Source organism: Paraburkholderia sp. SG-MS1, assembly GCF_012275575.1.
Classification (GTDB): Bacteria; Pseudomonadota; Gammaproteobacteria; order Burkholderiales; family Burkholderiaceae; genus Paraburkholderia.
This window is the reverse complement of record NZ_NPIH01000209.1, coordinates 25,243-46,123: the sequence shown is the minus strand read 5'-3', so window position 1 is coordinate 46,123 and position 20,881 is coordinate 25,243. Positions and strand designations below refer to the sequence as shown.

Sequence of the window (20,881 nt, the reverse complement as noted above, 5' to 3'; positions counted from 1 at the left end):
GGATTGCCCGTGTGAAAGTAGGTAATCGTCAGGCTCCCCAGCAGCAACAGAAACCCCACCCCAAAAAGGTGGGGTTTCTGCGTTTACGGGCCTTATTCTGGCTTGAGCGAATAAGCCGGCTCTATCGCGAAGCTCGAAGAGCCTCATATCGCTGACTTGTACTTCGATACCCATACCAAAGTCCTTCAGCGACTCTCATCACCGCACATCCGGTCCCACCCATTCGACCTGGCGCCTCAGGCGAAAGCAAGCCCGAATAAGCGCATCCCCTCGGGGGTGTGTGAAAATGCCCCTGCAACTCGCGAACGCTCCGTGGCGCGGCATCGCTTTACCGGGCTAGGACCGAATCCGTCCATTTACCAGGTAAGCCCACATCGTCCGTGCTCTTGTTCTTTGGCAAAACGCCTGGAACCGCAAGCAGCGATCCGTCGTGTAAGCCGAAAGTGAAGACGGACAGGGAAGCCGTCCGCCAGTGGTTCTTTGCATGAATGCGCGTCATGACAAAAGGAACAGCAAGATGACTCCTTACACTGCGGGAATGGACCCCAACAGCCTGAATCTCGTGCAGATCTTCGGACTGTTGATCGGAGGCCTCGCTCTTTTCCTTCTCGGTCTCGAGTTCATGACCGGCGGCCTGAAGGCGATTGCCGGCTCGAGACTGCAGGCGCTACTCGGCATGCTGACCGCGAGCCGCATTCGCGGCGTGCTGGCCGGCGCCGTCGTCACCGCGCTGCTGAATTCGTCGACCATCACCACGGTCCTCATGGTCGGCTTCGTTTCTTCCGGCCTGATGACGCTGACCCAATCGGTGCCCATGATCATGGGCGCCAATATCGGCTCGACAGTCACCGCGCAGATCATCGCTTTCGACGTATCGAAGCTAACGTCGTTCATGCTCGCGATAGGCTTTGTCCTGCATGCATTCGGCCAGCGCGAACTGCTGCGCCAGATCGGCCGCGTGGTCCTCGGACTGGGCCTGCTTTTCCTCGGGATCCAGTTGATGGGTGACGCGACGCGTCCGCTACGCACGTTCCAGCCATTCATCGACGCGATGCAGGACATGGAGAACCCGCTGGTCGGCATTCTGGTGGGCGCGATCTTTACCGCGATCGTGCAAAGCTCCGCAGCAACCCTCGCCATCGTGATCGCTCTCGGAGCCCAAGGGCTGATGCCCCTCGAAGTTGGCATCGCAGTGATTCTGGGCGCAAAAGTGGGCACATGCGGAACGGCGCTGCTCGCATCGATCGGAAAAAATCCCGAGGCGGTCCAGGTGGGCATGGTGCATCTGATCTTCAATATTCTGGGCGTGCTGTTCTGGGTTTTCTTCATCCCGCAGATGGCGGACATGGTGCGGCACGTGTCGCCGTCCTATCCGGAGTTGCAGGGCGTGGCGAGACTGGCGGCTGAGACGCCGCGCCAGGTGGCCAACGCCCACACGATATTCAGCGTGGCAAGCACGTTGATCCTGATCTGGTTCACCGGTCCGATTGCGCGGCTTGCCGAGTTCCTCGTGCCGAGGCGGGCGCAGGAGGTCAAACGGACAGGGGACCCGCTCTATCTCGACAAATCGTCGCTGACGGTGCCGTCGGTCGGCTTGCAGCGGGTGCGCATCGAATTGACGCGGTTGGGGCAGGAGGTGCTCGACATCGTTAGACGCGGCACCCAGGTCGTCTCGAACGGGACGATCGAAGAGATCAACCTGCTGCTGGACCGGGACAAGGAAGCCGACCGGTTGGCAGCGGAGATTCTTCACTATATTGGCCACCTGTCGCAGGTGGAGCACTCGGAGGACGAAGGTCAGCGGATGGTCGCATTCACGCAAATCGTGTCCACCCTGGAAAGCATCAGTGGGATTGTCGGGACCAATCTGGTGTCGGTCAGCCAGCAAAGGCTGACGCATCAGATCGACCTCACGCGTTTGCGCGATCCAGCCACGACGCAATTTACAGACACCGTCATGCGCAATCTCGTCCAGGCGGTCCGCTCGATCGACGAGTCCTACACGAACGAAGCAGCGGAAGTCATCGCGGCGAGGGCAGAGGTCGAACAGATGGCGGCAGCGGCGCGCCAGGTCGTGCTTGCCAAGCTGCAACTGGCGGACAAAACCGATGTGCTGGCGTTCCGGCTAGCGATGGATCTGATCGAGCACGGCAGACAGATTGCGCAGTTCGCGAGGGCGTTGGCGAAGAGTGCGGAGGAGTGCAGATAGCGTATCGGGAAATAGAGTCGCGCCCACTTGGAGCACGACTTCTTGCCAAGCGGTCTGTGGCGGCTAAGCGAGAGCCGATTGTGATACAGAAACAACACCGCTGTCGCTGCGGTAAAGAGCATCCCGGCTTGAAGTCAAAATTCATTCGGGATCCTCTTGATTGCTCGCTCTGTGTCGACTGTCCGCGATTGAATTGCGCGCCCGTCAGCGTCGGCGCGTCGCGTGTGCTTCACAGGCGATCGCGCGCAAAACAGCGGAAAAGCCCACCGGATCTTCCGCGCAGGACGTACGCCCTGTGTCCAATACGTGCAGCGTGGCATCGGAAATGCCGCGAACCTGGAACGCTCGGCATCATCCTATTCCTCAAGACTATGAAGATCGCGCGGACTGCGTGCATAACGCCGCGGCGCCATTCCCGACCAGCGATGAAACGCGCGCGAAAATGCCTTCTCCGACGAATAGCCGACCCGTTCGGCAATCTCGATCAGCTTGCGTTTGCCCTCGGTCAATTCGCCGCTCGCGAGGTACATGCGATACGCGGTCAAGTGACCGATCGGCGTATCGCCGACCAGTTCGACGAAACGCGCGCTGAATCGCGAGCGCGACATGCCGGCCGCCGTCGCGAGACTAGCGACGCTCCATTCACGACGCGGATCGCGATGGATCAGCGCCATGGCCCGACCGATCTGTGGGTCGGCGAGGCCGCGTAACCAGCCCGTATGATTCGCCGTCGATTGCAGATGCGCGCGCAGCAGTTGCACGAACAGCACGTCCGCGAGGCGAGCGGCGGCGATTGCCCAGCCGGGTTGGCAGGTCATCGATTCCTGAATGAAGCTTTGCAGCGTGCTTGCCAGCCACGGCGCGACGGCAGGATCATTCGCGCGAACATGGATCAACGGCGGCAACACCGAAAACAACGGACTACGCATGATGTCGCGGTACACGACGATGCCGGTGTAGAGATCGCTGGTCTCGCCACCGCCGCCGGCGGTGAATTCGAGCGGCGTGTCGAAGCGCGGATGGATGCCCTTGTCGGCCATCAGGGAATCGAACGGCACCGGCTGCTCATCGAGCGACGAAGCCATCACATGCTCATGCCCGTGCGGCAACAGGACGAAGTCGCCCGGTTCGACATACACGGCGGGCGCCCCCGCGACGCACAGGTAGAACGGGCTGCCCGAGCCCATCCGGAAGGGCGCGCCGGACACGGCGGGTTTGCGGATCGCCCACGGCGCGCTCAACGTGAAACGGCCGGTAACGACCGCGTCCGCGCGTAAGTCGGCCAGGATGTCGCTGAGAAGATCGGTCGCCATCGTGTGACTCCGTGAATCGTGGGGTGGATTGATTGGCGAACCGCAGTCTCGCGTCTGGCACTGCGCCGCGTTAGAAACGCTGCTGGATGCCGGCCATCACGCCAAGCTGGTTTTGTCCGACGCCGACCGATCCGCCGGCCGCAACCGCCGCGGCGCCGCGTGAACTGTTTTCCATGAATCCGACCGACGTATACACCGTCGTGCGTTTCGACAGCAGGTAATTCACGCGGCCGACGAACAGCGTCGAGCTCGACGTCTCGCGCAGCAAATAGCGCAGCACCTGTGTATCGAATGATAGCGCCGGACTCGCGTGATACGTCGCGCCGACAAAATAGATGTCCGACTGGCTATGCACCGCGGCCGAGGTATTGCGGCGAATCCAGCCGCCGCCGATTTTCGCGGGACCGAAGATCGCGTACGCGTCGACGATGGTGCGCGTGTCGGTGTACCCTGGATTCGACAGCGGCGCCGACGCGCCGACACCGCCGCGCATTACGTCGTACGAAGCGGCCACGCCGAATTGCGACGCGTCGTACGCGAGCATCATCGTGTACTGACGGCATGCGACCGGATCGCCCGCGACGTTGCCGCCGCAGTTGGTCGCCGACGGCCCGGCCGGGCCCGCCGCGTCGCGTCCGGTGCTATACGTGCCGCCGACCGTGACCCCGTTGAACTTGCCGAGATAGCCCGCCGCATTATCGCTGCGCGCATTCGGCAGATAGCCGTCAAAACTCGCCATGGAGTGGATCGACGGGCCGATCACGTCAGCGTTGAGCAGCACGTACATCGACATGTTCATCTGCCGCCCGAGCGTGAGCGACCCGTACGGTGAACTTACGCCGACATTCGCCTGACGGCCGAACAGACGTCCACCGTAGTTAAGCGCACCGCTATTCATCGCAAACCCGTTCTCGAGGACGAAGAACGTCTTGAAGCCGCCGCCGAGATCTTCGCTGCCACGCAGCCCGAAACGCGACGGCACTTCGCCGGTCAGCGTCGGCATGCCGACCACGGAGCCGCCACCCGCCGCGTTGTTGTAGTACTGCACGCCCGTATCGACGATGCCGTATAGCGTCACGCTGCTCTGTGCGCGTGCGTCGGCGGTGGCGAGCGCCGTCGTGGCGCCGATCGCGGCGAAAAGCGCGGTGTAGGCAGCCGTTCGTTTGACGTTCCGTTTGACCTTCATGTTTCTCCAAGCCTTGTATGCAGCCCTGCTTTTTTTGTGGGTCCGGAGTCGGTCATGGCGACCGGTCTCCCCAGGCGGCGTGCGGCGAACGGTTCAGATGCCGTCTCGCACGGGGCGCATCGCCCCTCGAAATTCAGCGAATTCAGCGGAATGGAGTGGGCGAATGGGGAGATTCTTGGTGACGCAAAAAACGCCGCCAAGGACCTTAGGTCTCTGAAAAGTAGCCGATCGTCCCGTTCTCGCGCGGCGCGAGCCACCGGCGAAACAACGGCAAAATAGCGGCGATTTTGCGGAAGGAAAGGTCTACCGCCAGGAAACTGGCGGGCGAGATCTACAGGCTGGAACGCGAAAGTTCCCGAGCGGCCGCTGTGACACTGGCTTCGACAGTCGCGCGCAGCGTGCCGTCGTTCGTGAACGCGGTATTCGGCCCGGCCACGCTCAATGCCGCGAGCACGTTGCCGCGGCTATCGATGACAGCGGCCGCGCACGAATCGATGCCTGCTTCGAGGCCCGAAAAGCTCCACGCGCAACCGTTCGCGCGCACGGTATCGAGCGCGGCTTGCAACGTGTCCCAATCCGGCTGGTCGTCGTTCGCGCCGGCGTTCGGCTGGTTTGCGTTTGCGTAGAGCGTGGCCAGTTCCGACGCGTCGAGATGGGCCAGCATCGCGAGTCCTGGTGTCGCGCGATGCGCGGGAATGCGGCTGCCGACGCGAATCCGGCTGACGAGCGGCGTGTCCGGTGTCTCGCATAGCAGATAGATCAGCTCGGTTCCTTCGCGCACCGCCAGATACGCGGACAAGCCGGTTCGACTGGCCAGTCCCGGCAACACCTGACGCGCGCGCGAGGTCAGATCGGACGAGCCGAGCGCGCTTGCGGCCAGCGTCAGAAACGGCATGCCTAGCCGATGCGAGCCGCCTGGCGCAATGACTTCGATCAGCCCAACGGATTTCAGCGATTCGAGCAGGCGCATGACCGTCACGCGATTCACGTTGATCTGTCGCGCGACGTCGCTAAGGTTCGCCGTCGAGCCACCTTCCGCGATAAAACGCAGCAGGCGGAACGCACGTTCCACCGGTGACGCCGACGCGTCGGTGGCCTTCGAATTGTCGGGTGTGTCGGTCATCTTCAAGGTGTTCCGGTTAAACGAGGATCACGCCAGCGGCACCGTCCACGCATCGTAACCGTAGACCCAGTCGGCATTGCCGCCGGTTTTCAGCCAGTTGTTGCCACGCGAGCCGATCTGTATTTTGGCGGTGCGTTCCTGCCGCGCGCGTTCGTATTGCGCCAGCGCCGCGCCGAGCGTGTCCGCTTCGACGCCGGTCAGCGCGCGCGACAGCACGATCGCATCTTCGATGGCCATGCCCGCGCCTTGCGCCATGAACGGCATCATCGGATGGCAGGCGTCGCCGAGCAGCGCCATGCGCGCGCCAGTCCACTTCGGCAACGGATCGCGAATATACAACGCCGACGCGAGCACGGTATCGCACGCATCGAGCAACTTGCGCGCTTCCGGATGGAAGCTCGCATACGCGCGGCGCAAGGCGTCCGGATCGCCGGGCGTGGTCCAGGATTCATGCGTCCAGTCGCTTTGCGACGTGGTCGCGAAGATGAACACATCACGGCCACGATTGAGCGGGAACGTGACGATCTGCAGGTCGTCGGTCGGCCCCCACCATTTGACAAACGCACCGAGATCACCACCGCTCAGCCGCTCGGCCGGCACCACCGCGCGATACGACACGATGCCGGTGAACTGCGGCCGCTCGTCGCCGAACAGATATTGGCGCACGCCCGAGTGAATGCCGTCCGCGCCGAGCAGCAGATCGAACGCGTGCGTCGAACCGTCGGCCAGGGTGAGTGTCGCCTGATCGTCCGTTTGACGGAATTCGACGGTGCGTTTGCCGAGTTGCAGTTCGCCTGGGCGAAGCGCCTGTTCCAGCGCGGTCATCACGTCCGCGCGGTGCATCGTCAACTGCGGTGCGCCGTATCTGCGCTCTGCCTCGTCCGACATGGCGAGGCGTGAGGTTTCTTCGCCGGTGTCCCACATCCGGCTGATGCGGGCATTCGGGCGAGCCGCCGTTTCACGCAACTGCGCGCCGACGCCGAGGCCGTCGAGCGCGCGAACCGCGTTCGGCGTCAGGTTGATATCCGCGCCCACCCGCCCGAAGCGCTCCGCCTGCTCGAACACGGTGACACGATGCCCTGCCTCGCGCAGCGCAATCGCTGCCGCCAACCCGCCGATCCCACCACCGACAATCCCGATTTCCATGCTTCCCTCGCGTTGAATCTTTGCCGTAACGTTCAAAAATGAACGCATAGAACATATATGAACAGTCATTTTGAAGTGGATTATTTTTGACGGCAAGGAAAAACGGCTTCGGTTAAACCCTTGCTCGCGCGTTCGCAACGATATGAGCCATGGACGAACGGCAACCTTTCTGGATTTTGGAGAGGTTGTGCAGCCCTGCCGCGTCGCCAAGAATTCGCTCATCGCTCGCGGTACGCGCTGGTCGCGGCGGGCGGCGTTTCCATTATTCGAGGACACAAAACATGCTGAGTCAGGAAAAGAACCGGCTGCTCACCGAAGTGGGTCCGGGCACGCCGATGGGCAACTATCTCCGCCGCTACTGGCATCCGGTGGCCGGCGTCGCCGAGTTTGACCAGAAGTCCGTGCGCCCCATCCGCCTGTTCGGTGAGGACCTCGTGCTGTTCAAGGATCTGGGCGGCAAGTTCGGGCTCGTGCAGCGTCGTTGTCCGCATCGGAACGCGGACCTCGCGTTCGGTTTCGTCGAGCAATGCGGTTTGCGCTGCGCATATCACGGGTGGGAATTCGATGCGAGTGGGCAGTGCACGCATCAGCCGTTTGAAGAGATCGTGGATACGGAAGCACGCCTGCGTCAGAAGACAAAAATCACCGCATATGAAGTACGCGCGAAGGCCGGCATGGTCTGGGCGTATATGGGACCGTCGCCCGCGCCGGAATTGCCCGACTGGGAACCGTTCAACTACACGAACGGTTTCGCGCAGGTCGTGATGGCCGAGATTCCTTGCAACTGGTTTCAATGCCAGGAAAACTCGATCGATCCGATCCATTTCGAGTGGACGCATAACAACTGGACAGAACGTCAACAGGACAGCCAATCTGAACACGTGCCGACGCATCTGAGCGCGAAGTATGAAGAGTTCGATTTCGGCTTCGTCTACAAGCGATTGCGGGCGCACGAAACCGAGCAGAACCCGATGTGGACGACGGGCCGCGTGACGCTGTGGCCGAACGGCTTTTATCTCGGGCATCACTTCGAATGGCGCGTTCCTATCGACGATGAAAACACACTGAGCCTGCTGTGGGTGTTCAACAAGGTGCCCAAGGAACAGGAGCCGTACGTGCAGGAGCACATTCCCGCCTGGTACGGTCCGCTGCGCGATGAAAACGGCGACTGGATCACCACTCACGTTGCCAATCAGGACTTCGCCGCGTGGGTCGGGCAAGGTGCGATCACTGATCGCACGCGCGAAACCCTCGGGGCAAGCGATCGCGGCATCGTGATGCTGCGCCGGCGCTTTTTCGAGGAACTCGACGCGCTGGCCGCCGGCGCTCAACCGAAAGGCCTGATGACGGATAGCGCCCGCAATCACAACGTATTTCTGCCATCGGCATGCCGTGACGAAATGCTGAACGGCATGACGCGCGCCGAACTGGCCGCGCATCCCTTGCTCGGTGCGTACCTGCGCGATTTCATCGGTCAGTACGGACAGCCCGACAGCGTGCGCGACGCTTATGAAGCGGCAATCGGCCAGAAGGTGAATCGGGCGCGTTTCTTCTCGGTGCACGGCGCGCGTCAAACGGACGCGGAAGTGGCCGAGTCGTCGTAAGCGCGCGTGTCGTCAGTGCGTCGTCAATTCATGGAGAGTCGGGAAACATGCAAGAGCAAACAGGCGGCGAAGTCGTGAACCGCGCACAGACACGCATCCGCGCGCGGGTCCGGACGATTCGCCACGAAGCGGAGCGCGTGCTGAGCGTGGAACTCATTCCGGCGGACAGTGACGGGTTTCCGCGTTTCACGCCGGGCGCGCATATCGACTTGCATCTTCCGAACGGCATCACGCGCAGCTATTCGCTGGTGAATTCGCCGGACGACGCGGGCCGCTATGTGGTCGCCATTCTCGACGACGTCAACAGCCGTGGCGGCTCGCGCTTCGTGCACGAGCAGCTTCGTTGTGGCGCGGTTCTGCCGATCGGCGCACCGCGGAACAATTTCGCACTCGACGAAGACGCGATGTCGACGGTGCTGATTGCCGGTGGCATCGGCATTACGCCGATGTTGTGCATGTACCGCCGATTGCGCGAAAAAGGCCGCGACGTGCGTCTGATTTACTGCGCGCGCGATCGCTCGCAAGCCGCGTTTCTCGACGAACTCGGCGCTCTCGGAGGCGGTGTGCATCTGCATTTCGACGCCGAGAACGACGGTCGTCCGCTCGATCTCGCTGCGGTGCTCGCCCGACAACCTGCTGACGTTCACGCATACTGCTGCGGCCCGAACGCGATGCTGAGCGCGTTCGAAGCCGCCTGTGAAAAAGCGGGCATCGGCAACATGCATATCGAACGATTCGCCGCCGAGGCGACAACAGTCGATGCGCAAGCGAGCAGCTACATCGTGGAACTCGCGAAGAGCGGCCGCCGTCTCGCCGTTCAAGCCGGCGCGAGGTTGCTCGATGTGCTGCTCGAAGCCGGTGTCGATGTCGACTACAGCTGTCGCGAAGGCCTGTGCGGCGCGTGCGAGACGCGCGTGCTCGGCGGCTGTCCGGATCACCGCGACGCCGTGCTGAGCCAGTCCGACAAGGCCGCCAACAACGTGATGATGATCTGCGTATCCGGCGCAAAGAGCGGGACGCTGGTGCTCGATCTCGCGTGACGCCGGTGTTCAGGCATTGAAGCTGCTCGCCTTCGAAGCAGCGCATTTCCCCTTCCGGACGGCCAGTTTTTTGCGTCCCCGCAATCACCCTTTGAGGACATGATGGATCTCTCGAGCACAGTAAAACCGCACGACGCCCGCGCCATCGCGCCCGCAGGCAATCTGCACGACGCGGCGACGATTTCCGCTCGCATCGAGCGCTTGCCGTTCACGCGCTGGCACGCGCGCGTATTGAGCGTGGTCGGCGTCGTTCATATGACCGACGCTTTCGACGCGTTGACGATTGCCTACGTGCTGCCGGTGCTGATCGGCTTATGGCACCTGTCACCGGGCGAAGCGGGCTTGCTGGTGTCGGGCGGCTACGTTGGGCAGACGATCGGCGCATTGCTCTTCAGCGCGGCCGCCGAACGTTTCGGACGACTACGCGTGTTGCGCTGGCTTCTCGTGATTCTGGCGCTGGGTAGTCTCGCTTCGGCCTATGCGCCGAGCTATGTGGTGTTTATCGCGTTGCGCCTGTTTCAGGGTATTGGTCTTGGCGGTGAATCGCCGGTGTCGGCCACCTACATGAACGAACTGTGTCCCGCGAAGATTCGCGGCCGGCTGATTTTCGTGCTGCAATCGACCTTCGCGGTCGGCAACCTGATTGCCGCCGTTGCCGCGATGTGGCTGATTCCCACGTACGGCTGGCAGGTGATGTTCCTGGTGGGCGCGCTGCCGATCGTGCTCGCCGCGATCTTGCCACGTGCCGCGCCGGAGTCGCCGCGCTGGTTGGCGATTAATGGCCGCGCCGCCGAAGCGAACCGGATCGTCGAGAAGATCGAGCAATCGGTGCCGCGCGATCAATACGCGCAGTTGCCCGCGCCGCGCGTCGTCGAGACGCCTGCGGATCACAAGAAGGAATCGTTTCGTGCGCTATTTCAGCGGGGTTTCGCTGCGCGCACGCTGGTGGTCTGGTTGATGGCCTGTTGCGGCAGTCTGACCACGTACGGCATTCTGGTGTGGCTGCCCTCTCTCTATCGGACCGTGTATCACTTGCCGTTGAACGTCGCACTGCGTTACGGCATGCTGAGCATGATCGCGACGCTGATCGGCACGCTCGTGGGCATCTTCGTGATCGACCGGCTCGGCCGCAAGAAGACCTTTGCGATTGCGTTTCTGGGCGCCGCGATTCCGATGCTGTATCTCGCGTTCGCCGGCACGCGCGTGCCGGCCGAACAGGTGTCGGTGCTGGCGTCGATCAGCGTCGCGCTGATCGCCATCGTGCAATGCGGGATCTATGTCTATGCGCCCGAGGTCTATCCGACCCGGATCCGCGCCCGGGGAGCCGGTGCGGCTTCGGCGGTGACGCGGGTGTCGTCGGTGATCGGGCCGATGATCATCGGTGCGCTGCTGACGTATCTGAGCGTCGAGGCGGTGTTCGGTTACTTCGCTTTCGTCTCGCTGGCCGGCTCGATAGTGATCGGCGCATTCGCGATGGAAACGGGCGGCAGAACGCTCGACGAGATTGCGACCGGGACGACGGCAACCGCCGACACGTGAGCTGCGATGCGCGCGGTACGTCACCACCGCTACCGCGCCAACCCCGTCCCGAACCCCGTACTCGCGAAATAAAGCACGAGAAAATACCCAAGCACATAGAGCGCGTAAGTCTGCCCGTTGCCGGTATAGACGCGCCGTATCCTTCCCGCTGCGGCGAGTGCGACATGCGAGACGCCGCGCCAGAACATCAGCGCGAACGGCGGCACCGTGCGTGCGAGTATCGGCCGATAGAACCGGAAGAACCCAGGGACGTTGTCGTCCGTCCGCCGCCGGCTGCGATAGAACAGCACGAAAAGCGCGAACAGCACGGCGGCCACCGCGAGCACCACGAGGACGACGGGCGTCGGGTTCCAGAAGCCGTAGATGCTCTCCAGCGACATGCCTTCCCACACCAGCGTCGAGGCGAACTGCGGATCGATCGCCGCCGACACCGGTTCGATCAGGAGCTTCGGAAAGAAGGACAGCACCACGATGCCGATCACCAGAACGAACTGCGGCACGAGCAGCATGGGCGGCGCTTCGCTGACGTTCGCCTGCTCTGCCCGTCGCGGCCCGAGGAACAGGCCGCTGACGAAGCGGATCATGTAGAGAAAGCCGACGAACGTCGCCAGCAGCCCGCAGATGGCCAGTCCGTACCAGCCTTTGTCCGTCATCGCGCTCAGCAGCAGCCATTTGCCGCCGAAGCCCATCAGCGGCGGCAAGCCCGACATCGAGACCAGTGCGATCAGCACCATCGTGAACGTGAACGGCATCGCGCGGGCGAGACCGCCCGCCTCGGCGAAGTTGTGCGTGTCGATGCGCAGGATGACGCCCGCCAGCGCGAGGAACAGAATGCCCTTCACCAGCATGTGGTTGGCGACCAGATAGAGCGCCGTGACCCAGCCGAGGTGGCTCATCAACGCAATCGCGGTGACGATATAGCCGAGCTGGCTCATGCTGGAAAACGCGAGCAGGCGCTTGAAGTCGTTCTGCCGCAGCGCCATCAGCGCGCCGGCGAGCGTGGTCAGCATGCCGATCCACGCCATCACGTGCGCGAGTTCCAGTCCGACCTCAGAGCGTATCGTCAGATAGGTGCCGATCAGCAGGCCGAACATCGCCACCTTGCTGACGACGGCCGACAGCATCGCGGTGACGTCGTCCTCGGCTTCCGTGTATGCGCCGGGCAGCCACACGTGCACGCCGATCGCGCCCGCCTTGATGAGGAAGCCGGCCGCCAGCAGCACGAACGCGCGGCTTGCGTCCGGGCCCGATCTGACCAGCGCGGCGAGTTCGATACTGCCGTCGAGCGCGGCAACGGCGGCAAAACCGGCCAGCAGGAAGAACGCCGACAGCAACGAAAACAGCAGGAAGGCCAGCACATGCGGCCCGGCGCTGCGGCATTTCGCGATCAGGAAGCAGGACGACAGCGTCACGATCTCCCAGCTATAGAAGAATTCGAGCGTCGTCGTGGCGCGCAGCAGCGCCGGAATCGACAGCAGCAGCACTACCAGCATCGGATAGAAGCCGGCGCGGACATCGCTGCGATAGAGGCTCGCCGCCGCGATGACCAGACTGCCGCCCAGCAGCAGCCATGCAAACAGCGCCGCAATGCCGTGCGCGTCTTCGGCGAGCCACGAGCCCACCAGCGCAACGGCAATCAGCGTCAGCACGCCCTTGAACCGGCCCGGCAGACGATCGGCGGCATAGAACAGTGCGCCCGCAAGCAACGGCGAGAACAGCCATGCCGATCCCGCGCCCGCGAACGAAGCGCCGGCGTAACCCGCGCCAATCAGCAGAACGGCAACGCCGAACAGCGGCAGCAGCGCGACCAGCTCGGGGCGGTCCGCGGTCTCTTCCTCGGGCGGACGCAACGCACGCACGAACCAGTGGAACATGTAGGCCGCTTCGAGCAGCGAGCCGGTCAGGATCAGCACGATCCAGTAGGGCTTGCCGGCGATGGTCAACTGCATGACCAGTTCCCATTTCGCCCAGAAGCCGGGAAACGGCGGCAGGCCAGCGATAGCCACCATGAACAGGCCGAGCAGACCGATCAGCAGTGGACTGCGCGACAGGATCGCGCGTGCGTCGGTGCCGTGCCGCCGGAGAATGCCGATGAGCCAGAACAGTCCCGCCTTGGCGAACAGATGGTTGACGAACAGGCCGCCGACCACCAGCGGGATCGACCTGTCGGCGCCGACCTGGTGCAGCAGCGCGAGCGCCAGCATCAGCAATCCCATCTGTCCGATCGACGAATAGCCGAGCACCCGCTGCGGCTTCTTCTGTCTGAGCGCGAGCAGATTGGAAAACAGGAACGTGACGCCGCCGGACACGGCAATCAGGCCGAGCTGGTTTTCGAAGAGCGGCAATAACTTGAGCAGCGCAAAGAACACGCCGGCCGAGACGCCGACCGAAATCATCGCGGCGATGCCGCTTGGTGCGGTCTCGTAGACGTCGAGCCCCCAACCGTTCGCCGGAAACGGCTTGAGTTCAATGATGAGGCAGGCGAACACGAGCAGCAACGCCGTGACGGCGATCGGGCCGTTGAGATCGGCGCGGAGCGCGATCAGGTCGTCGATGTTCAGCGTGCCTGCGACGTAGTAGAGCAGCACCGTGCCGAGCAGGAAGAAGGTCGATGCGATGACCGTCGCGATGATGTACTTGAACGCGGCGGCGAGTGCGGCGGGCGTACGATCGAGTCCGAGCAGCCCGTAGGTGGCGATGGAAACGATCTCGAGAAACACAAAGAGATTGAACAGGTCGCGGGTCATCACCATGCCGTCGATGCCCATCACGAGGATCAGATACAGCAGCAGCGCCGCGTAGTTGCCGCGCAGGCGATCCCACAACTGCAGCGCGCCGAGCAGTGCCACCACGTTGACGCTGAGCGTGAAGAAGCCTTCCCATACACCGAAGCGCAGGTTGATCGATACCGGCGGCAATGCGCCCGCCGTGAGCACGTTGATTGTCTGGCCACCGTCGAGCAGGCTGAAGAACGACACGCCGCTCACTAGCACGATACCGCCGAGCGCGACGAAGAAGCCGCCGGTCAACCACGGCTTGCCGAGCCGGTAGAGCAACGGAATGACGAAGCCGCCGCCCAGGCCAAGAATGAAGATGTGCAGCGGATGAAACAGCGCGGCTACCATTTCGACTCGGTGAAGGCGTCGATGGAGAGCGTCTTTTTGGCGGCGTAAAGGCGGATCGCGAACGCCAGCATGATGGCCGTGACCGACAGGCCGATCACGATCGCGGTGACCACGAGCGCCGACGGAATCGGATCGATCGCGCGCCGCGCGGCGTTGGCCTTGCTCAACGCCGCGTCGATGATCGGCGCGGTGCCGCCCGTGACATAGCCGGTCGCGACCATCACGATGTGCAGCCCCGTGTCGATCAGCGCGAAGCCGATGATGATGCGCAGAATGTTGCGCTGGGTCAGCATTCCCCACAAGCCGATCAGCGAGAGACAGAATCCCGTGATCAGCAGGATGGTCGAAACCGGTAGGCCCGTGGTCATGCGCTGTTCTCCTTGCTCAGCTTCTGAACCGGTCGATGATGACGCTCAGCTCCGCGCCGACCTTGACGCCGAGCAATGCGGAGATCAACGGAATGGCGCCGGCGCTGAAGAAGGCGCCGAACTCGCCGCGCGGCAGGAAGCGGGGGTCGAGAAAACCGCCCGCCAGCACCAGACCCAGAATACCGATGAACACGTAGACCACGCCCGCAAACGACTCGACGACGCTCAGCAGCGCGACATTCAGCGCGGCGCCCGGCCGCGCGAGCAGCATGAGCATGACGCCGGACGCGACGATGGCGCCGCCCTGAAAGCCGCCGCCGGCGGAAAGGTGGCCATTGACGATGACATAGGCGCCGAAGGTGAGGATCATCGGCAAGAGGACCTGGGTGCCGGTGCGCACGATCTCGCCGGCTGGCCGGCGCGGGGTATCGTGCTCTTCATCGGATGCGGGTCCGGGTTCTGCGGTGGCTTGCGCAGTTGCGCTTTCGCCTTTCAGAAGCAGGCCGACGCTTGCCGCGACCATGAACAGTACGGCCACTTCGCCGAGCGTATCGAAACCGCGGTACGTGATCAGAATGCCAGTCACGATGTTCGGCGCGCCGAGTTCGATCGGCCCCTGCACGACATAGTGTTCGGCCAGCGGCCGAAGCGCCTGCAACTCGCTATAGCCGCCGACGATGCGCCAGAAGATCAGCGCGAACAGTGCGACCGTCAGCAGGGTGAACACGCGGCGCATCACGCTTCCTTTTCCCCGCCGTCGCGCTGTCCATCTGCGGCGAGCGCGTCGGTCATCGTGGACGAACTCATCGGCGTGCGAATCAGCCATGCCGCGCGCGACAACGCGTGCGAAGACACCGGGTTGGTCACCAGCACGAAATAGCCGACGAGTATCAGCCTGAAGGTCCAGCCCGGGTGATAGAAGGCGAGCCCGAGCAGCACCAGCATGTTACCGAGCGTCGATGCCTTGGTGCCGGCCTGGATGCGGGTGTAGGCATCCGGCATGCGCAGCAGGCCCAGACCGGCGGAGAACAGGAAGACGGCGCCCGCCAGAATGAGCGTGCTGCCGATCAGTTCGATCATGCGCTAGCCCTTCTCATAGCCGGTTTTGCGAATCGCGTAGAGGAAGATGAACGTTGCGAGCCCCGAGCCGATCGCGGCTTCGGCCATCGCGACGTCGGGCGCGGCGAGCAGCAGGAAAGCCACTGCGGCGAACAGGCTCGCCAGTCCCGAGCTCACCATCGCGGCCATGAGATTTTTCAGGCAGACGGCCAGCACGCCGCTTACGAGAATACTCGCGCATACCAGCAGGACGAGCAGTTCGAGCACGGCTTACAGCCCCCTTTCCAGAAACCGAGCAATCGCGAGAACGGCCAGAAAGCTCAGCAATCCGTAGACGAGCGCGACATCGATATAGACGAAACGGCCGGACACCTGGGCATACAGCGCGATCAGCGAGATCGAGATGACTGTGAGCATGTCGATGGCGACGACCCGGTCGACGAGCGTCTTGCCGAGCACGAGGCGAATCACGCCGAACAGGATCGCGAAGAAGATCAGTACGGTGGCGATCTGGAGCATGATCTCAGCCAAAGACTTTCTCCAGATGCTTTTCGAAAGGTGTGACCAGTGCCTGAGTGGCCTCGTCAATGTCGGTGGTCTTGACGTCGAGCCAGTGGATAAACAGTATGTCGTCCCGAATATCCATGACGAGCGAACCTGGCGTGAGCGCGATCGAATTGGTCAGCGCGAGGCGGCCCAACGGCGTTTGCAGACGGGTGCGGACCTTGACGATGCCGGGCTTGATGTCGATACGCGGGGAGTACACATACGCCATCATGTTGAGATTGGCGCGCACCAGTTCGAGGAGGAAGGTGCCGCTATAGGCGAGAAAGTGATAGAGCGCGCGAGGTGTCAGGCGCAGCCGGCGCCAGGCTTCGCTGGATGAGGCAAAGGCGTGGGCCAATACGAAGGTGATCGCGGCACCGACGACTGCCGGCTCGACGGCAAGCGACGCATTGGCGATCATCCAGATGACGAACAGGACGACCCACAGGCCGACCATGCCCTGAGGAACAAACGACGACACCGGTTTTCCGCTGTTCGAAGCCACGTCTTCAGGTTCCAAAAGAGGGCGCTAGCAAAAATTCTAGGTGACAACCTGGGGCAAAGCAACTGGGGCGCGCGCCGCGCCTGGGTTTTCGGCCTGCTGGCGTGGCTTCGATGTCGGATGGGCAAGCCTGGCGCTCCAAAAAGACGGTTTGACGTCTCAAAGGGCGCGCCCACGGAAGCAGGTGAGCGCTTTCACGCCGTCGATGAAAAAGCGCGCGGGCGGGCGCTTAATGCCAGCGTGGCCGCGGGTGAACGCCACGGTCAGCCAGAGGTCGGGGCCCGGCTGGCCGATCGCGTGCGAGATCCTTGCGATGTCGCGTTGCCTGGGGCACCTGTCCGGTTTGCGGGCAGTCCATTAGCCCTCAGTCCCGATTCAATCGCCCCTTAAGCATATCGAGCCGCGTCCGCCCATCAGGCGTAAAGTGCGTACCAAACCTGACCAACCCTTCCCGATGCAGATAACAAACCATCGTGAAACTCAACAGCATGCCCGGCTCCGTATCCCTGATGTCGATCTCGATTCTGGTCACGCGCGGCTCGTATTTCAGCACCGTCGCCTCGATCGCATGCCTGAGCCTGTGCGACGACGATGGCAGATGCCGATAGATTTCCGACAGGTCATCCAGCCCATAGTCGGGCAGATGGGCGAGTCCGTTGCGGCGGCTGTTCAGGATGCGCTGGATGTTGTCCTGCACCGAGAGGAACGTCTGCGTCGCCGCGTCGTAATCGTTGATTCGCGCGCCGTTTGCAAAGTGGCCCGTCACCGCCTCGAACAGTCCCGGCCCGCCGCGTGTCATGCGGCCACCTCGGGCGCGTCGTCGACATCGACGGTGATGCCGTCTTCTTCCGAAAACGCGAGCACGATTCGCGAAGGCAGCCGTTGCTTTGCAATACGCTCGAGCAGTGCACGCGAAAGCACCGGCAGTATCTGTTGATCGAGCAGGCTGTCGATGTTGCGCGCACCGGAGTCGGGCAGCAGGCACGCCCTCACGAGTTCGGCGACGAGCGCGTCGTCACACGCGAGCGGCACGCCGAAGCGGCGTCCGATACGGTGCGCGACTTTGTCGAGTTTCATCCGGACGATGGCGTCCAATGCGCCGGACGTCAACTGCCGGTACACCACGGTCTGAAAGCGGGCAAGCAAAGCCGGCTGGAAATGCTCGACCAGTATCGGCCGGATCGCTTCCATCAGCATGGCGGTGGTCACTTCGCCGCCGGCTTCGGCGGCCGCTTCCGTGGCGGCCACGATCTGCTCGCCGCCGAGATTGGACGTCATCACGATCACGGTGTTGCGGAAGTCGATCACACGCCCTTCGCCATCGCGCATGAAGCCGCGGTCGAACACCTGATAAAACAGGTTCAGCACATCGCGGTGCGCTTTTTCAAGTTCGTCGAGCAGGATCACGCTGTAGGGGCGCTGACGCACCGCTTCGGTCAGCACGCCGCCCCGGCCATAGCCGACATAGCCTGGCGGCGAGCCCTTCAATTGCGACACCGTGTGCGCTTCCTGGTACTCCGACAGATTGATCGTGATGAGTGAGCGCTCGCCGCCGAACATGAGGTCGGCCAGCGCCCGGGCCGTTTCCGTCTTGCCGACGCCCGAAGGACCGGCGAGCAGGAACACGCCGAGCGGCGCGTCGTCGGACCTCAGTCCGGCCTTCGCTGCCCGCAGGCTCTTTCCCACCGCTGCGAGCGCGTCGTCCTGGCCTATCACGACGCATCCGAGTCGCGCTTCCAGATCGAGCAGAGCGGCGAGTTCGTCTTCGAGCAGGCCGCCCACCGGCACGCCGGTCCAGTCGGCGATCACGTGCGCAATCGCCGCTTCGTCGACTTCTGCCTCGATCAGCGTCTCGGTGCGATATCCGACGAGTCTGTCGTGTGCAGCCCTGATTTCGTGCTGAAGATCGCGCCGTCGGGATTCGTCCATGGCGGCGTGCCATTGCTCCCGCAGCGCGACGAGCGCAGTGACGGCCGCTTTCTGGTCAGCATAAGCCTCATCCAGTGAGTGAATTTCGTGCGCAAGTGTGGTCAGGCGCGCGCCGATGGCAGCCAGCCGCTCGCCGACATCAGCCGACGTCGCAACCTGATCCTCCGTCAGCGCGACGCGTTCGACGTCGAGCGCAGCGCGCTCCGCGTGACAGGCGGCGATCGCGATCGGCGTGGCGTCGCTGCTCATGCGCACGCGCGCGGCTGCCGTGTCGAGAAGGTCGACGGCCTTGTCGGGCAACTGGCGTCCCGTCAGATAGCGGCGCGACAGCCGCACCGCCGCGCTGACGGCGGCGTCGGTGATGTGCACGCCGTGATGCTGCGCGTAGCGTTCCTTCAGGCCGCGCAGCATCAGGCAGGCGTTGTCGTCGTCGGGTTCGTCGACCTTGACCATCTGGAAGCGGCGCTCCAGTGCCGCGTCGCGCTCGAAGTACTGTTTGTATTCGGACCAGGTCGTCGCGGCGATCGTGCGCAACTCGCCGCGCGCCAGCGCGGGTTTCAGCAGATTCGCCGCGTCGGCGCCGCCTGCGGTGTTGCCCGCACCGATCAGCGTATGAGCTTCGTCGATGAACAGGAGGACCGGCGTCGGCGCTTGCTGGACCGCTTCGATGACGTTCTTCAGACGCTGCTCGAACTCGCCTTTGACGCCTGCGCCGGCTTGCAGCAGACCCAGATCGAGCGCGAGCACGCTGACCTCGCGGATCACCGCCGGCACGTCGCCTTCGGCGATCTTCAGGGCGAGCCCTTCGACCAGCGCAGTCTTGCCGACGCCAGGTTCGCCCACGAGGATCGGATTGTTCTTGCGCCGGCGCGCGAGGACGTCGACCATCTGCCGGATCTCGACATCACGCCCGAACACCGGATCGATCCTGCCTTCGCGCGCTTTCTGGGTAACGTCGATAGTGAAACGTTTGAGCGCTTCCGAGACGGGGTGAGCGAGCCCATTCCCGCGCACGCACGGCGCCGGCTGCGTTTCGCCGCCCGCAGCGTGTCCGGCGATGCGCGCGGTCATGCCATCGTGCGCATTGCTTGTAGCGATCGGCGCTTCAACGGAGGCCCGGTTGAGTTCTTGCGCGAGCCGCTCGATCTGCGTCGCGGACACCGACAGCAGCGCCCACGCATCGGGCGCACGCAGCAGATGCGGCGCGTCCGCGAGTGCGGCCAGCAGATGGGCCGAACGGATCGACGGCGAACCCTCTTCGAGCGAGGCGCGCATCCACGCGGCTTCGAGCAACTTGCCGAGCCGTCGAGACAGTGCCGGCTTGCCACGCAGTTCATGCGGCAGACGGTCGATGGCGTGCAGCAGCCCGTTCCAGATGCCGTTCACGTCGAGTTCATAGCGGCGCATGATGGAAACGATATCGCCTTCACCCAGTTCGAGCAGCTTGATCAGCCAGTGCTCGACCTCGATGTCACGATGGGCGCGTGTCTCACACAGGCTCGCCGCATCGGTAAGCGCGCGGGCGCAATGATCGTTGAGACGGCGCAGGAACGCAGAGAAGTCGCGATGGGTCATGGCGGCAAGCGGCTAGAGAAAGCGGCGAAGAAAAGAGCCAGCCTGCGCGGAGCGGACTGGCAAAAAAGCTGGTGCCCGATCCATTCGGGGGATCAGAACGGGCAAAGCCAGCTTTGGAGAGTGCGGTTCAGGAGCGCTCGTTCCACGTGTCGCTGTGGATGATGTTGCCGTCCTTGTACGACCAGGTGATCTTCTCGTAGCGCAGTTGCACTTCTTCGAGGTGGTTGTGCTTTTCGAACGCCGGGTCCTTGATGTCGTGCATCTTCGGGTTGACCGCCACGACCTTCACATTGTCGAGCTTCGTGTTGAAGTATTCCTTTTCCTTGCCCGCGTCGTCGATCTTGTACCACTTGATTTCGATCGACTTCAGCGTCTGGCCGCTCGTCACCGCCTTGTACAGGTACGGCGTGGATGAGTCGGTTTCCTTCGTGAACCTGATCGGCAGATGCAGGCGCGTGCCGGTCAGCTTGCCGGTGTTCGAGTCGGTCGGAATGCTGACACCGTGATCGAGCGCCACGACTTCGACACTGCCTTGACGGCCCTGAACGGTGACCGAGCCTTTGATGTCGGCGCCGCCATCGTCCTTGATCCACATGTATGCCGGAATTGCCATGTTG

The 20,881-nt window shown here is 63.1% G+C and carries 18 protein-coding genes; 4 read left to right on the top strand and 14 right to left on the bottom strand.

Annotation, left to right across the window (positions count from 1 at the left end):
- Positions 1 to 517 precede the first annotated feature (517 nt).
- Positions 518 to 2,209 (top strand): Na/Pi cotransporter family protein, encoded by a 1,692-nt coding sequence (locus tag CIC12_RS17000; protein ID WP_168665251.1) that lies wholly within the window; start codon positions 518 to 520, stop codon positions 2,207 to 2,209.
- A 356-nt stretch (positions 2,210 to 2,565) separates the two neighbouring features.
- Here CIC12_RS17000 and CIC12_RS16995 read toward each other — a convergent pair whose 3' ends face one another.
- From CIC12_RS16995 to CIC12_RS16980, 4 genes are all read right to left on the bottom strand, one after another.
- The gene (locus CIC12_RS16995) at positions 2,566 to 3,522 is read right to left on the bottom strand and encodes an AraC family transcriptional regulator (RefSeq protein ID WP_168665250.1); all 957 of its coding nucleotides are present in this window, start codon (positions 3,520 to 3,522) and stop codon (positions 2,566 to 2,568) included.
- 70 nt (positions 3,523 to 3,592) lie between these two features.
- Positions 3,593 to 4,708 (bottom strand): porin, encoded by a 1,116-nt coding sequence (locus CIC12_RS16990; protein ID WP_168665249.1) that lies wholly within the window; start codon positions 4,706 to 4,708, stop codon positions 3,593 to 3,595.
- Between the two features lie 331 nt (positions 4,709 to 5,039).
- Positions 5,040 to 5,831, bottom strand: coding sequence for an IclR family transcriptional regulator (locus CIC12_RS16985; protein ID WP_168665248.1), 792 nt, complete (start codon positions 5,829 to 5,831; stop codon positions 5,040 to 5,042).
- Positions 5,832 to 5,858: 27 nt separating this feature from the next.
- Positions 5,859 to 6,977 carry an FAD-dependent monooxygenase gene (locus CIC12_RS16980; RefSeq protein WP_168665247.1) on the bottom strand — a complete coding sequence of 373 codons (1,119 nt, stop codon included), beginning with the start codon at positions 6,975 to 6,977 and terminating at the stop codon, positions 5,859 to 5,861.
- Positions 6,978 to 7,258: 281 nt separating this feature from the next.
- Here CIC12_RS16980 and CIC12_RS16975 point away from each other — a divergent pair, with 281 nt between their 5' ends.
- The 3 genes from CIC12_RS16975 (at position 7,259) to CIC12_RS16965 (ending at position 11,160) form a co-directional block, all read left to right on the top strand.
- Entirely contained in the window at positions 7,259 to 8,581 is a 1,323-nt protein-coding gene (locus tag CIC12_RS16975) for a Rieske 2Fe-2S domain-containing protein (RefSeq protein ID WP_168665246.1), read from the top strand.
- A gap of 47 nt (positions 8,582 to 8,628) precedes the next feature.
- Positions 8,629 to 9,621, top strand: coding sequence for a PDR/VanB family oxidoreductase (locus CIC12_RS16970; RefSeq protein ID WP_168665245.1), 993 nt, complete (start codon positions 8,629 to 8,631; stop codon positions 9,619 to 9,621).
- Positions 9,622 to 9,720: 99 nt separating this feature from the next.
- Positions 9,721 to 11,160: an MFS transporter gene (locus CIC12_RS16965; RefSeq protein WP_238812677.1), complete on the top strand. Its 1,440-nt coding sequence runs from the start codon at positions 9,721 to 9,723 to the stop codon at positions 11,158 to 11,160.
- A gap of 29 nt (positions 11,161 to 11,189) precedes the next feature.
- Here the strand turns inward: CIC12_RS16965 and CIC12_RS16960 are convergent, their stop codons facing one another.
- From CIC12_RS16960 to CIC12_RS16915, 10 genes are all read right to left on the bottom strand, one after another.
- Positions 11,190 to 14,285, bottom strand: coding sequence for a complex I subunit 5 family protein (locus CIC12_RS16960; RefSeq protein WP_168665243.1), 3,096 nt, complete (start codon positions 14,283 to 14,285; stop codon positions 11,190 to 11,192).
- Positions 14,279 to 14,653: a sodium:proton antiporter gene (locus tag CIC12_RS16955; protein WP_168665242.1), complete on the bottom strand. Its 375-nt coding sequence runs from the start codon at positions 14,651 to 14,653 to the stop codon at positions 14,279 to 14,281. The genes CIC12_RS16960 and CIC12_RS16955 overlap by 7 nt, the downstream gene beginning before the upstream one ends.
- A gap of 16 nt (positions 14,654 to 14,669) precedes the next feature.
- Complete coding sequence (locus tag CIC12_RS16950; protein ID WP_174772081.1) at positions 14,670 to 15,389, bottom strand: Na(+)/H(+) antiporter subunit B; 720 nt, start codon at positions 15,387 to 15,389, stop codon at positions 14,670 to 14,672.
- Positions 15,389 to 15,733, bottom strand: a complete 345-nt coding sequence (gene mnhG, locus CIC12_RS16945; RefSeq protein ID WP_168665240.1) for a monovalent cation/H(+) antiporter subunit G — start codon at positions 15,731 to 15,733, stop codon at positions 15,389 to 15,391. Before mnhG ends, CIC12_RS16950 begins: the two co-directional genes overlap by 1 nt.
- A 3-nt stretch (positions 15,734 to 15,736) precedes the next feature.
- Entirely contained in the window at positions 15,737 to 15,979 is a 243-nt protein-coding gene (locus tag CIC12_RS16940) for a hydrogenase subunit MbhD domain-containing protein (protein ID WP_121324550.1), read from the bottom strand.
- 3 nt (positions 15,980 to 15,982) lie between these two features.
- Positions 15,983 to 16,243, bottom strand: coding sequence for a monovalent cation/H+ antiporter complex subunit F (locus CIC12_RS16935; protein ID WP_121324549.1), 261 nt, complete (start codon positions 16,241 to 16,243; stop codon positions 15,983 to 15,985).
- Positions 16,236 to 16,715 (bottom strand): Na+/H+ antiporter subunit E, encoded by a 480-nt coding sequence (locus CIC12_RS16930; protein WP_174772080.1) that lies wholly within the window; start codon positions 16,713 to 16,715, stop codon positions 16,236 to 16,238. Before CIC12_RS16930 ends, CIC12_RS16935 begins: the two co-directional genes overlap by 8 nt.
- Positions 16,716 to 17,124: 409 nt before the next feature.
- On the bottom strand, positions 17,125 to 17,559 hold the full coding sequence (gene tssE / locus CIC12_RS16925) for a type VI secretion system baseplate subunit TssE (RefSeq protein ID WP_168665238.1): 435 nt from the start codon (positions 17,557 to 17,559) through the stop codon (positions 17,125 to 17,127).
- On the bottom strand, positions 17,556 to 20,264 hold the full coding sequence (gene tssH / locus CIC12_RS16920) for a type VI secretion system ATPase TssH (protein WP_168665237.1): 2,709 nt from the start codon (positions 20,262 to 20,264) through the stop codon (positions 17,556 to 17,558). Before tssH ends, tssE begins: the two co-directional genes overlap by 4 nt.
- Positions 20,265 to 20,391: 127 nt before the next feature.
- Complete coding sequence (locus CIC12_RS16915; RefSeq protein ID WP_168665236.1) at positions 20,392 to 20,877, bottom strand: Hcp family type VI secretion system effector; 486 nt, start codon at positions 20,875 to 20,877, stop codon at positions 20,392 to 20,394.
- Positions 20,878 to 20,881 lie beyond the last annotated feature (4 nt).

What these genes read in the sequence shown, in the direction of transcription:
- CIC12_RS17000 (WP_168665251.1), top strand. Translation starts at nt 518, where the DNA reads ATGACTCCTTACACTGCGGGAATGGACCCCAACAGCCTGAATCTCGTG.
- CIC12_RS16995 (WP_168665250.1), bottom strand. Translation starts at nt 3,522, where the DNA reads ATGGCGACCGATCTTCTCAGCGACATCCTGGCCGACTTACGCGCGGAC.
- CIC12_RS16990 (WP_168665249.1), bottom strand. Translation starts at nt 4,708, where the DNA reads ATGAAGGTCAAACGGAACGTCAAACGAACGGCTGCCTACACCGCGCTT.
- CIC12_RS16985 (WP_168665248.1), bottom strand. Translation starts at nt 5,831, where the DNA reads ATGACCGACACACCCGACAATTCGAAGGCCACCGACGCGTCGGCGTCA.
- CIC12_RS16980 (WP_168665247.1), bottom strand. Translation starts at nt 6,977, where the DNA reads ATGGAAATCGGGATTGTCGGTGGTGGGATCGGCGGGTTGGCGGCAGCG.
- CIC12_RS16975 (WP_168665246.1), top strand. Translation starts at nt 7,259, where the DNA reads ATGCTGAGTCAGGAAAAGAACCGGCTGCTCACCGAAGTGGGTCCGGGC.
- CIC12_RS16970 (WP_168665245.1), top strand. Translation starts at nt 8,629, where the DNA reads ATGCAAGAGCAAACAGGCGGCGAAGTCGTGAACCGCGCACAGACACGC.
- CIC12_RS16965 (WP_238812677.1), top strand. Translation starts at nt 9,721, where the DNA reads ATGATGGATCTCTCGAGCACAGTAAAACCGCACGACGCCCGCGCCATC.
- CIC12_RS16960 (WP_168665243.1), bottom strand. Translation starts at nt 14,285, where the DNA reads ATGGTAGCCGCGCTGTTTCATCCGCTGCACATCTTCATTCTTGGCCTG.
- CIC12_RS16955 (WP_168665242.1), bottom strand. Translation starts at nt 14,653, where the DNA reads ATGACCACGGGCCTACCGGTTTCGACCATCCTGCTGATCACGGGATTC.
- CIC12_RS16950 (WP_174772081.1), bottom strand. Translation starts at nt 15,389, where the DNA reads ATGCGCCGCGTGTTCACCCTGCTGACGGTCGCACTGTTCGCGCTGATC.
- mnhG (WP_168665240.1), bottom strand. Translation starts at nt 15,733, where the DNA reads ATGATCGAACTGATCGGCAGCACGCTCATTCTGGCGGGCGCCGTCTTC.
- CIC12_RS16930 (WP_174772080.1), bottom strand. Translation starts at nt 16,715, where the DNA reads ATGGTCGGCCTGTGGGTCGTCCTGTTCGTCATCTGGATGATCGCCAAT.
- tssE (WP_168665238.1), bottom strand. Translation starts at nt 17,559, where the DNA reads ATGACACGCGGCGGGCCGGGACTGTTCGAGGCGGTGACGGGCCACTTT.
- tssH (WP_168665237.1), bottom strand. Translation starts at nt 20,264, where the DNA reads ATGACCCATCGCGACTTCTCTGCGTTCCTGCGCCGTCTCAACGATCAT.
- CIC12_RS16915 (WP_168665236.1), bottom strand. Translation starts at nt 20,877, where the DNA reads ATGGCAATTCCGGCATACATGTGGATCAAGGACGATGGCGGCGCCGAC.